At 33.5% G+C, this 13,715-nt stretch carries 7 protein-coding genes; all 7 read right to left on the bottom strand.

All coding sequences use genetic code 11. From position 1 onward, the window contains the following. Positions 1–23: 23 nt before the first annotated feature. Positions 24–1,382, bottom strand: coding sequence for a UDP-N-acetylmuramoyl-tripeptide--D-alanyl-D-alanine ligase (locus VEIT17_RS03630; RefSeq protein WP_024065463.1), 1,359 nt, complete (start codon positions 1,380–1,382; stop codon positions 24–26). A 1-nt stretch (position 1,383) separates the two neighbouring features. Then, positions 1,384–2,868, bottom strand: a complete 1,485-nt coding sequence (locus tag VEIT17_RS03625; RefSeq protein ID WP_178884778.1) for a UDP-N-acetylmuramoyl-L-alanyl-D-glutamate--2,6-diaminopimelate ligase — start codon at positions 2,866–2,868, stop codon at positions 1,384–1,386. Positions 2,869–2,923: 55 nt separating this feature from the next. After that, a complete protein-coding gene (gene ftsL, locus VEIT17_RS03620; RefSeq protein WP_060924202.1) occupies positions 2,924–3,328 on the bottom strand; it encodes a cell division protein FtsL in 405 nt (134 codons plus the stop codon). A 21-nt stretch (positions 3,329–3,349) separates the two neighbouring features. After that, the gene (rsmH, locus tag VEIT17_RS03615) at positions 3,350–4,282 is read right to left on the bottom strand and encodes a 16S rRNA (cytosine(1402)-N(4))-methyltransferase RsmH (RefSeq protein WP_060924201.1); all 933 of its coding nucleotides are present in this window, start codon (positions 4,280–4,282) and stop codon (positions 3,350–3,352) included. A 9-nt stretch (positions 4,283–4,291) separates the two neighbouring features. Then, positions 4,292–4,723, bottom strand: a complete 432-nt coding sequence (gene mraZ, locus VEIT17_RS03610) for a division/cell wall cluster transcriptional repressor MraZ (protein ID WP_060924200.1) — start codon at positions 4,721–4,723, stop codon at positions 4,292–4,294. Between the two features lie 398 nt (positions 4,724–5,121). Further along, a complete protein-coding gene (locus VEIT17_RS03605) occupies positions 5,122–13,014 on the bottom strand; it encodes an ESPR-type extended signal peptide-containing protein (protein WP_242013286.1) in 7,893 nt (2,630 codons plus the stop codon). Positions 13,015–13,392: 378 nt separating this feature from the next. Further along, a complete protein-coding gene (gene trxA / locus VEIT17_RS03600) occupies positions 13,393–13,713 on the bottom strand; it encodes a thioredoxin (RefSeq protein WP_060924199.1) in 321 nt (106 codons plus the stop codon). Positions 13,714–13,715: the final 2 nt, after the last annotated feature.

The following is a 13,715-nucleotide window of genomic DNA, read 5'->3' as shown; positions in this document are numbered from 1 at the left end:
TAGATATAACTAGCCGTAACCATTTATTCTCGATCTTTTAATTCTTCAACAACCCGTTCCATTCGCAAGCCTCGGGAACCTTTGACAAGGATAACATCCCCTTTTTCACGAATATCGCTATAGGCATTAGCCATTTCCAAATGGCTATTACAACGGAATGCAGTTAAACCTGCTTTTTTTGCTTCCTTAGCGATGAAGGCCGCAGCATCACCAAATGTGAATACTACACTATAGCCTTCTTCAGCAAGCAATTGACCAATTTCACGATGCGCCTGTTCAGTATAATCACCAAGCTCAAGCATATCACCAAGCATAGCGATTTTACGTTTACCTTCTAGTTGACCTAATGCTTTAATCGCTTCAGCCATAGAGGAAGGATTTGCATTATATGCATCATTTAAGATAACAATATCTTCAAATGGTACGATTTCTTGGCGCATAGGAGTGCCAGTAAACTCGCTTAAGCCTTTACGAATGGTGTTGGATTTAATCCCCAAAACACGACCAGCTACAATTGCTGCCAATGCATCATATACATTGTGTTCACCAATCATAGGTAAGAAGATATCGAAGACTTCGTCATAACATTTGCAAGTAAACTTAATACCGTCTTTTTTATAACGCAAATGGCTACCAATACAAGTAGCGTTGCGTTCAATACCATAGGTAATAGTTTTACCCTTAGCAAGGCTATCCATAGCCTTAACATATGGATCATCTTCATTGAGAATAGCCACACTATTTTCAGGCAAACAACGAATTAATTCACCTTTAGCTTGTGCAATGGCTTCACGAGAGCCTAACAACTCAATATGGCTAGTACCAACATTGGTAATAATGCCCATAGTTGGTTCCGCAATCAATGCAAGCTCTTCAATTTGACCAAGGCCACGCATGCCCATCTCTACGACACATGCTTGATGTTCTGCAGTTAAGCGCAACAATGTTTTTGGCAAACCAATTTCATTATTAAAGTTTTTTTCAGTTTTCAAAACATTAAATTCTGTACCAAGTACAGCGGCCACCATTTCCTTTGTCGTAGTTTTACCAGAGGAACCAGTAATAGCTACTACAGGAATATCGAAACGGCGACGATGGTAACGTGCCAAGTTTTGGTATGCTACCAAGGTATTTTCTACCTCAATACAAACAATACCTTCTACGGCACGACCTTTTTCTACGATTGCACCTGTAGCACCCTTTTCAATGGCCGTGTTGATGAAATCATGACCATCAAAGGTATCACCTTTTAAGGCTACAAATAAAAATCCTGATTCAATCGTTCTTGTATCAGTAGATACATCTAAGAACTTAATATTGTCGGTATGTGTACTCGTCCCTTCTGTGGCTTCTACCACTTGAGACAATGTAAATTCTGCCATATTAGATCTCCTTGAGGGCTGCTCGCGCCTCTTCACGATCATCAAAATGAATCGTTTTATCCTTTAAGATTTGGTAATCCTCATGCCCCTTACCTGCAATCAGTACAATATCCCCAGGTTTTGCATTTTGTATTGCATGTTGAATCGCTTCCCGACGATCAACAATAACTTCATAATGAGAGCCTTCACGAAGGCCTTCTTTAACGCCTGCTTCAACATCTTTTACAATTTGTACAGGATCCTCTGTACGTGGATTGTCAGACGTTACATACACAACATCACCATATTGTGCAGCAATACGGCCCATGATAGGTCGTTTTGTCGCATCTCGGTCACCACCACAACCAAAGACTACAATAATGCGATTTTCTTGAATAGCCTTTGCAGTTTGTAGAATATTTTCTAGCCCATCTGGTGTATGTGCATAATCTACAACCACAGCAAATGGTTGACCTTCTTCAATGAGCTCAAAACGGCCAGGCACAGCGCTAAATGTTTTCAATGCTTTATCTATATCTTCCATAGATATGCCTTCTAATAGACAAGCACCAATAGCAGCCAAAGTATTATATACATTAAATAAACCTGTGGTATTCATAGCTACTGTATAGTCATAGCCATCATAAGAGACAGTGTAACGGCTAGACTTAGGTGTCATTTCTACATCATGAGCATTCAACGTACCTTTACCATCAATACTGTAAGTAATGATAGGTGCTGTTGTTTTCTCAATTACACGATGACCATATTCGTCATCGATATTAATGATAGCCCCTTTACCAGATTTAGTTTGATTAGGTGCGCTAACTTGTTCAAATAATTTACACTTAGCTGCCAAATAATTTTCAAAGGTCTTGTGAAAGTCCAAATGATCTTGTGTTAAGTTTGTAAATACCGCTGTATCATATTCAACACCAGAAACTCGCCCCAATGCCAATGCGTGTGAAGAAACCTCCATTACGCAATGTGTAACACCTTCCTCTACCATTTGATGAAGAATATGTTGCAAATCCACTACATCAGGTGTCGTATTATGAATTGGATATGTTGTATCACCAATCATAATATGAACAGTACCAATAACGCCCACTTTATGACCTTGAGCTTTCAAAATATGGCGAATCATATGCGTTGTAGTCGTTTTACCATTCGTACCAGTAACGCCAATCATGCGCATGGAATTTGCTGGATAATCAAAGAAATATGGCACACATGCCATCATAGCTTTACGAGTGTCCTCTACAGTGATAACACAAACATCACCACTTACCTCTACTGGTTTAGATACAAGTACTGCTACTGCACCAGCTTCAACAGCTTTATTTACATAATTATGACCATCTACAGTGGCACCATCTAAAGCAATAAATAAACTGCCTACTTTTACAGCACGAGAATCAGCTGTAATATCTAATACTTTAACAGCTGTATTACCTTCTACATGCGTTGTTTGCAAGGTTTTTACTATATCTTGTAATTGTTTCATATACAATCTCCTTTACACGCAAAGGAAAGCAGCCCAATACGAGCTGCTTTGCCTGCTAGTCTATAATTTGCTGTTTCTCTTGTACAGTGCGTTCAGTAACAGCGCTTTTTGTGCTATAAACAAAAGAATCAGGCAAAACCATCCCTAGTTGTTGTTCTGCGATTTGTTGGATACGAACGGGCGACTTTAAGGAAGCCACTTCAACATCCAAAGCATCATTATCTTTTGTTAATTGTACTACAGCTTGCTGTGTTTTAACTACTTCGTAGCCTAATTTTGTGCTGTACGCATTCATAACCATCATAATAAGCAAAAATGCAACTAATGCAGCAATACCATATACAACTTGCCACATCATAGGACTCAAATCTAAAGCCACACTTGCACTACGTTTTCTCCCTTGTGAAGCGACCAACACATCGCTTTTTACTTGGCCCACAACAGCCTTTCTCGCTAACATAAACACTAACCCCTTCCAATTCTACAACTTGACGGCTACGCGCAACTTCGCGCTTCTAGCCCTCGGATTAACCTCAATCTCCCCTGCACTTGGCTCTATAGCCTTATTCTTCGCCTTCACAACAGCTTTGTGGTTACATACACACATCGGTAGTTCTGGAGGACATATACATGCTGTACTCAACTCTTTGAAAGTTTGTTTTGTAATTCGATCTTCCAAGGAGTGAAATGTGATAACCCCAATTTTCCCCTTTGGTTTCAACATGGATACAGCATCTACAAAACTATCATGCAAGATAGCTAATTCTCTATTTACTTCAATGCGAATGGCTTGGAACGTCCGTTTTGCCGGATGCGGTCCATCTTGACGCGCCTTCGCAGGTATTGCTTGTTTAATAATTCTAACTAACTCACCAGTAGTGGTTATTCGTTTTTCTTGACGTGCATTAACGATGAATTCAACAATCCGCTTAGCCCATCGTTCTTCACCATAGTCACGGATAATTTGCAATAGTGCTTCAGCATCATATTCATTAACAACTTCCTCTGCTGTTAATGGTGCTTCCTTATCCATCCGCATATCAAGTGGACCATCATTCATATATGAAAAGCCACGTTCTGGTGTATCTAATTGATAACTTGATACGCCAAGATCAAAGATAAAACCATCTACTTCATAGATGCCCTCATTTTGAAGGGCTTCCTTTAAGTCAGAAAAGTTTGTCGGTATCGTTAACACCTGACACTTTAAATCAGATAGACGCTGTCGAGCTACGCTCAATGCATCTTCATCTTGATCTAAACCGATTATCATGCCTTCTGGGTCAAGCATTTCGCCCACTGCGTGCGCATGTCCTGCCCCACCAAGGGTACAGTCCACATAAATGCCTTTTGGATTAGTTACGACGGAGTCCACCGTTTCGCGTAAAAGTACGCTGGTATGATTAAATTCCATCATAGCCTCCTATAACATAATCCCTTCAAGCCCTTCGACTAATTCTTCCATACTTTCAGCCACTTGATCATCATAGTAATCATATTTTTCGCGGCTCCAAATTTCAACGTGATCCCCAGCACCGACAATAACGGCCTGTTTATCAAGGCTCGCATATTCACGTAGTGGTACAGGAATGAGGACACGACCTTGTTTATCATACTCAAGCTCAGCAGCACTACCAAAAACAAAACGTTTTAAGGCACGTACGCTAGCTTTAGTGGAGGATTGTGATTGTAAAGCTGTAGAAATTTTCTTCCACGCTTCTTCGGTGTAAATAGCTAAGCAGTTATCTAGGCCCTTAGTCACAATGCATACTTCGCCTAGTTGTTCACGTATTTTCGCGGGTATAATCATCCGCCCTTTTGTATCAATGGTGTGATTATATTCTCCCATGAACATACGTATCACCGCCCTTTACTATTCCTTATCCACCACTATATGGTAAATTCTACCACAATTCCCCACCATTCACAATAAAAAATCCATTTTTATCCCACTTTTTTATATTTTTCTTTCATAATCTCTATTTTTCTCGTTTTTTCTTCGATACATATGTTCGAAAATAAATAATAATTAGCTCATAAAAACCACTATCTACCACCAAGAGGAATTATATAGTTCTATCTGTATCTAATCCCCACTACAAGATAGCTATCCACTCTATTACACCAAAATATAAAGATATATATGGAGATAATCACCACACATCCACACAAAAGAAAACCGCGTAGCATTTCTGCTACGCGGTTTCTATACCTACGATAGATTATCATGTAACCCATCGGTTGGGAGGCATATTATTTAGTTGTTTTTACAGCTACTTTTGGAGCTTGTTGTGGTTGTTGTGCAATCACTTTATCAAGAAGTTCACGAATTTCTTTGTTTTGTGCTTGCAAATCAGCCACTTTGTCTTCAAGAACTTTTACAGTTGCAGGAGATGCTTTAGGAGCTGTAGGAGCATTACCAATACCGATTGTTACACCAGCATTTGCCATTACGCTATGGTCACCACCATAAGCTGCACCAGCATGGATTAATAAATCAGGATTTGCATAATGAGCTACACCCAACGCAGTAGATGTTTTACCTTTGTAAGTACCAACAGCGGCCATAATTTGAGCTTTTTGACCTTCATGGTATTCGATAGGTTTCAATGCTGCCAAAGCTGCTGCATTAGCACCTACAACTTTAACATCACGTTCTACGCTGCTAATGCGGCGAGAGTTTTCTGCGATTTGTGCATCATGTTGTACAAGTGTTGCATGATCTTGTAATGCAATGTTAGAAGCTTTCAAGCTGTAATTTGCAGCTTCTGCTAATGTACTGATATCTTGAGTATTTTTATTTACTTGTAAGCCCAATACATTAACTTTTTCATTATTTTCTAATGCAATAGCACCAATGTTTTTAGTTAATTTAACGTTTTCATCAACTTTAGTATTTACATTTGCAATTGCTGTTGCATTGTTAGAAATGTCTTCAGTATTTTTGTTTACTTGTAAACCTAATACACTAACTTTTTCATGATTTTCTAGTGCTAGAGTACCAACAGCTTTAGTTAATTGTGCATTTTCGTTAACTTGGTTAGCTACTGCAGTTACACGGTTATCTACCTTAGTGATATTTGTAACATTAGTATCTACTTTAGCATTTAGAGTGTTGATGTTTGTAGTATTTGTATTAACTTGGCTAGATACTTTGCTAATATTGCTTGTATTTGCATTAACTTGGTTAGTTACATTTGTAATATTAGTTGTATTTTGGTTAACAACATTATTAATATTAGCAATATTAGTTGTATTAGTATTAACTTGTTTAGATACATCGTTAATAACTTTACTATGTTCATCAACTTTGTTGATTACTTTTTGTACAGTTACATTAGTATTTTGAATTGCTTCAGCATTTTGCTTGATCGCTGCTTTGTTAATATTGATGTTTTCAGTGTTATGTTTGATTGCTTCAGTATTAACAGAAACTTGGCTTTGAACATTTTTAATGCGTTCTTCGTTAGCATTTGCTTTTTGAGTATTAACATTAACTTGTTCTTTTACTTTGTTTACATCAGCGCTTACATTTTGTAAGTTCTTAATTGCTTCAGTATTTTTGCCAACTTGATCTTTCAAACCAGATACATCAGTTTTGATATTGTTGATTACAGTATTTTGATTATTAACTTTCACATCAATATCATTTACTTTGCTATCGATGTTAGTTACTTTATTGTTAATATTAGTAACTTTGTTATCAATGTTTGTAACTTTAGCATCAATGTTCTTCACATCGTTTTTAACGTTAGTAATGTTGTTGTTTACAATATTGATTTTTTGATCAACTTTAGCATTGATGTTTGTGATATCGGCTTTAACTACTGTCACATCAGCTTTAATATTGTTTACATTCTTTTCAACGTTAACAACATTAGCTTTAATGTTATTAATATTGGAAGTATTATTTTGAATGTTTACAGTATTAGCTTGGATATTGCTGTTTTGAGCGTTAATGTTTTGAGTAATATTTTCTACTTTTTGAGCTACATTAACGATTGTAGTATTGCCTTTACCAACTTGACCCTTCAAGGATTCAATTGCTTGAGAGTTAGCATCAACTTTACCAGTTAAGTTATTAATAGCTGTTGTATTAGATTCAATACGACCAGTATTAGCATTTACTTTAGCAGTTACATCTGTAATGTTAGCAGTGTTACCAGCAACTTGTTTGCTAATGTTTGCAATAGCTGTTGCATTGTGAGCAATGTTAGTTGTATTATTTGTAACTTGTTTGCTTACATTCGCAATAGCTGCAGTGTTATTAGCAATATTTGTAGTGTTAGACTCTACTTTATTGTTAATATTAGCTACATTTGCTTTGATGTCAGTAATAGACTTGCTATTATTAGCAATTGCATTTGCATTAGCTTCAACTTTAACATTTACTTCATTAACTTTGTTGTTGATAGTTTTATTGATTTCTGTGTTGTTATTAGCAATCTTAGCATCAATATTTTGGTCAACTTTGTTAATGATTGTTTTGTTATTTTCGTTGATTGCAGTTTCAATGTTTTTGTTAATAACAGTGTTGTTATTAGTAATTGCAGTGTTGATATCATTTCTAATTACTGTGTTGTTAGCTTCAATCTTAGCGTTGATTGTGTTTTCAACATTAGTAACTGTTGTACCAACTTGGCCCTTTAATGCTTTAATAGCATCTTCATTAGCGCTGATACGTGTAGAGTTATCTACAGTATTACCTTCTAAGTAATCTAAACGTTCATCATGACGATCTACACGTTTAGTAAGACCAGCTACATCACCTTTAACACCATCAATCTTAACATTTACATCACCAATCTTAGTATTGATTGTATTGTTGATTTGTTTGTTGTTTTCATTGATTTTTACATCGATGTTTTTATCAACTTTGTTAATGATTGTTGTGTTATTAGCAGTAATCTTAGCATCGATATTTTGATCTACTTTGTTAAGGATTGTAGTATTGTTAGCTTCAATCTTGTTATTGATAGTAGATTCGATGTTAGTGATAGTAGTACCAACTTTACCGTTCAATGCTTCGATAGCTTTTGTATTCTTGTCGATAGCAGCTTTGTTATTGCCAATGAATGTACGGTTTTCCATTGCAATTGTACCAGCTACATTGATGTCTTTTTCATTTTGGTCAACACGTTTAGTAAGACCATTCAAGTCACCTTTAATGCCGTCAACTCTAACATTTACATTGTTGATTGTATTGTTAATCGCTTTGTTGTTTTCAGCGATCTTAACATCTACAGATTTATCAACTTTGTTAATAATTGTTGTGTTATTTTCGTTGATTGCATTTTCAATGTTTTGGTTAATTACAGTGTTGTTAGCTTCAATCTTAGTATCGATATTTTTATTAATAGTTACATTATTTTCTGTAATCTTGTTATTAATAGTAGTTTCGATATTTTTAACTGTATTACCAACTTGACCTTTTAATTCATCAATAGCTTTTTTGTTATCGCCAATGAATTTACGGTTTTCGATAGCAATTGTACCAGCTACATTGATATCTTTTTCATTTTTGTCAACACGTTTAGTAAGACCATCCAAATCACCTTTAACACCATCAACTTTAACGTTTACGTTGTTAATTTCTGTAGTATTTTTAGCAATATTAGTTGTGTTATTAGTAATATTTGTAGTGTTTTCAGAGATACGTTTGCTATTATCAGCGATTGCTACTACATTAGCTTGAATGTTTGTAGCATTAGTAGCAATTTTAGTAGTATTATTTTCTACTTTACCATTGATATTAGTAATTTCTTTTTTAATATCGTTGATTACTGTAGAAGATTTACCTACTTGACCTTTTAATTCATCAATAGCTTTTGCATTAACATTGATATTTGTAGTGTTATTTGCAATAGCAGCTTTGTTATTTGCAATAGCAACTTTGTTATCGCCAATGAATTTACGGTTTTCAATTGCAATTGTACCAGCTACGTTGATGTCTTTTTCGTTTTGTTCTACACGTTTAGTAAGGCCAGCTACATCACCTTTAACACCTTCAACTTTAACATTTACGTTGTTGATAGCAGTTGTATTGTTAGCGATGTTAGTAGTGTTAGCATCTACTTTCACATTAGTTGCATCGATACGTTTGCTATTATTTACGATAGCCTTTGTATTAGCATCAACTTTAACGTTTACGTTGTTGATCGCAGTTGTATTGTTAGCAATATTAGTAGTGTTAGCATCTACTTTCACATTAGTTGCATCAATACGTTTGCTGTTGTCTACAATAGCTTTAGCATTAGCATCAACTTTAACATTTACGTTGTTAATTGCTGTAGCATTTTTAGCAATATTAGTTGTATTATTTGCAATATTTGTAGTATTGTTTTCTACTTTACCATTGATATTAGTAATTTGTTTCTTAATATCGTTAATAACTGTAGATGATTGACCTACTTGACCTTTTAACTCATCGATAGCTTTAGCATTGATGTTGATATTTTTAGTATTGTTTGCAATAGCAACTTTATTATCGCCAATGAATTTACGGTTTTCCATTGCAATTGTACCAACTACATTAATATCTTTTGCATTAGCTTTCACACCATCTTCAACTATAGAGATACGTGTGGAATGATCATTAATATTATCTTGTAAGTAGTCTAAACGTTGATCATGACGATCTACACGACCTTTAAGGCCATCTAAATCACCTTTAAGACCATTCAAATCACCTTTAACGCCATCAATCTTAACATTTACATCACCAATCTTAGTATTGATTGTATTGTTGATTTGTTTGTTATTTTCATTGATTTTTACATCGATATTTTTATCAACTTTGTTAAGAATAGTAGTGTTATTTGTATTGATTTTAGCGTCAATGTTTTGATCTACTTTATTAATGATTGTTGTGTTATTATTATTGATTTTTTGATCAATATTTTGGTTAATAACAGTGTTGTTAGCTTCAATCTTAGTATCGATATTTTTATTAATAGTTACATTATTTTCTGTAATCTTATTATTAATTGTAGTTTCGATATTTTTAATTGTAGTGCCAACTTGACCTTTTAATGCATCAATTGCTTTAGTGTTTTTATCAATAGCAGCTTTGTTATTGCCGATGAATTGACGATTTTCCAAAGCAATATTGCCAACTACATTGATGTCTTTTGCATTAGCTTTAACACCATCTTCTACTACAGTAATACGTGTAGAGTTATCTACAATATTATCATGTAAGTAGTCTAAACGTTGATCATGACGATCTACACGACCTTTAAGGCCATCCAAATCACCTTTAACGCCATCAATCTTAACATTCACATCACCAATTTTTTTGTTGATTGTATTGTTAATTTGTGTGTTATTTTCGTTGATTTTCACATCAATGTTTTTATCAACTTTGTTAATGATTGTTGTATTGTTAGCATTGATCTTAGCATCAATATTGTTATCTACTTTATTGATAATAGTAGTATTGTTAGCTTCAATCTTATTATCGATAGTTTTATTAATTACTGTATTGTTTTCGTTGATTTTATTAGTAATTGTATTTTCGATATTTGTGATTTGATTGCCAACATGACCTTTTAACTCATCAATAGCTTTTTTGTTAGCACCAATAAGTGTACGGTTTTCAATAGCAATTGTGCCAGCTACATTGATGTCTTTTTCATTTTGAGCTACACGTTTAGTAAGACCATCTAAGTCGCCTTTAACACCATCAATTTTTACATTTACATTGTTGATATTATTATTGATTACTTTATTATTTTCAGTAATCTTAGCATCAATGTTTTGGTCTACTTTATTAATAATTGTTGTGTTATTATTATTGATTTTTTTATCAATATTTTGGTTAATAACAGTGTTGTTAGCCTCAATCTTAGTATCGATATTTTTATTAATTACTGTATTATTTTCATTGATTTTATTAGTAATTGTGTTTTCGATATTTGTGATTTGTGTGCCAACATGACCTTTCAAATCATTAATCGCTTTTTCATTGTTGGAAATACGCGCAGAGTTAGCATCGATGCGTTTACTATTATCTACAATGTTTGTAGTATTAGTTTTCACATTATCCTCAACAATGGAAATACGTGTAGAATTATCTGCAATATTATCTTGTAAGAAGTCTAAACGTTGGTCATGACGATCTACACGGTCTTTAAGGCCATTTAAATCACCTTTAACACCGTCAACTTTTACATTAACGTTATTAATTGCAGTTACATTTGCGTCCACTTTGCTATTGATATTAGTGATATTGTTTTTAATATCTTTAATATCTACTTGAACATTGCCGATGTTTTGACCAACTTTACCTTTCAAATCAGCAATATCTTTAGTGTTGATATTAACTTGGTTTTGAGTGTTGGATACATCAGTCTTAATTGTTTTATTATCTTGTTCAAGCGTCTGGATGCGACCTTCATGATTAACTAAAACTTTACCTTGATTATCAACTTTAGTGTTTAATTCAGTAATTGCAGTGGCATTTTTATTGATATTTGTAGTGTTGTTAGTGATGTTTGTTGTATTAGCATCTACTTTAGCACTTAAATCAGTTACAGAATTATTAATCTTAGTAATATCAGCTTTAACAGCATTAATTTTATTATCAACGTTAGTATTTACTTGATTGATAATAGTTGTGTTGTTAGCTTCAATTTGAGTATTAATATTTTTGTTAACTTCATTAATAATATTTGTTTTGCTATCGTTGATTTTTACATCTACATTATTATTAACTTCATTGATGATCTTAGTGTTATTTTCACTAATTTTATTATCAATAGTTGTGTTAATATTATTAATTGTTGTGCCAACTTTACCTTTCAAATCATCAATGGATTTTTTGTTCTCGTTAATAGCTTTTTTGTTATCACCGATAAGTTTACGGTTTTCCATGATGAAAGTATTATTAGCGTCAATATTTTGTGTGTTATTTTCGACTTTAGTAGTTAAATCAGCAATAGATTTGCTATTTTTATTAACATTTACAGTTAAGTTGTTAATAGCTTTTTTATTATCACTAACTTTAACATCTACATTATTGATATTTTGATTGAGTTCATTTTTAACATTAGAAATATTAGTATTTAACTCATTTTTCGTATTATTGATAGTTGTTTTAATATCATTAATCTTAACATCTACATCTTTGTTCACATTGTTAATAATAGTAGTGTTATTATTTTCAATTTTTTGGTCTACTTGGTTAAGAATTGTAGTGTTATTGTTTTGTATTTCATTTTTAATATTTTGATTTACTTGATTAATAATATTAGTATTATTAGCTTCAATATGTTTTTTTACACTAGCATCAATGTTAGTATTTACATTATTAACAACATTATTTGTAATATTAGTGATTTTATTATCGATTTTTACATCAATATCATTGTTAATTTTAGTAAATTTAGCATCAATATTATTGTTAATATTTGTGATGTTTTGTTTAATATCAGTGATTTGAGTGCCAATATGACCTTTTAATCCTTCAATATCTTTGCTATTTTTATCAACTTTAGCATTGATTTTATTAATGTCAGTTTTTACACTCTCAACCTTATTATTAACAGTATTAATATTAGTAGTATTGATATCTACCTTTTTATTTACAACGTTAATGTTATGTGTATTTTTCTTAACATTTTCAACATCAGTAGTTACAACTGTATAGTAGTTATTAATTACGGTATTACCATTGGAACCGCCTTTTTTAGGGATTTGTTGTTGCTGCTGTTCTTGTGGCACTTGTTGTTGCCATTGTTGCTGTTGTTGCTGTTGTTGCGGCACTTGTGGACGTGGACGTCTTTGTTGTTGCTGCTGTTGTTGCGGCACTTGTTGTTGCCATTGTTGTTGCTGTTGCTGTTGTTGTTGCTGTTGTTGTTGCTGTTGTTGCTGTTGATCTAATTGTTGTGGATCAACTTGATGTTGATCTTGCATATGACCCCAAGCATTTTGATCAGGTGTTAACCATCTTTGGCTACCAATAAGATCAGCTCTAGCCCAATCCTCAGGGCTGGATGCATTAGCAACACCTCCAGAAAAGCTAGCCGCCAAAATAACGGCTGCTACAATTGTAGTAGCAGATTTTTGGTGAGACTTAGCTAACTCGGACGTTACGACATAAGCGTGCTTCGTTGCACTCCATACAACTTTGAATACCTTATTCATATTAAGTTCCCTCCCAACATTTGTGGCTCTCACCCCACAATGAAGAAATAAATCAAATATTGCACTATTTTCACTAAACATTCACAATATTTAACATAATACTACCATATATTATTTTAAATTTCCATAAAAAAATTAATAAGTTAAACTTATGCTTCATTTTTTACTCATTCAAAAATAAGTAATTATCCGCATAAATACTGTGTTATTAATAATATTGAATTATATAAAATGAAAATTTATATTTTAATTTAATTTTATATTTATACGATACTTTTTATTTACCTCTATAAAAATTATGAAAAAAACCTCATCAATGTATGCTTTATACATTGATGAGGTTTTTTTGCCTCTATTTATATAGTTTTATACCGATTATTAGAATTTAGATTCAATAGCACCTTGAAGGTCGCCTTTTGGCATGAAGCCAATTTTGCGGTCTACTACTTCGCCATCTTTTAAAATAACGAATGTTGGCAATACTTCAACTTGTAAGTTACGTGCTAATTCAGGTTCTTCATCAGTGTTCACTTTTACAAAGTTAGCTTTACCTTCAAGTTCACCTGCGATTTCTTCGATGATTGGCATCATACGTACGCAATAACCGCACCATGGAGCCCAGAAATCAATAACAGTAACGCCACCTTGATTTACTAAATCTTGATATTCAGCAGTTTTTAATTCTTTTAATTCGCTCATTG

This window comes from Veillonella nakazawae, assembly GCF_013393365.1.
Taxonomy (GTDB): Bacteria; Bacillota; Negativicutes; order Veillonellales; family Veillonellaceae; genus Veillonella; species Veillonella nakazawae.
Note: the sequence above shows the minus strand (reverse complement) of the source record. Positions and strands in the feature narration are given on the sequence as shown.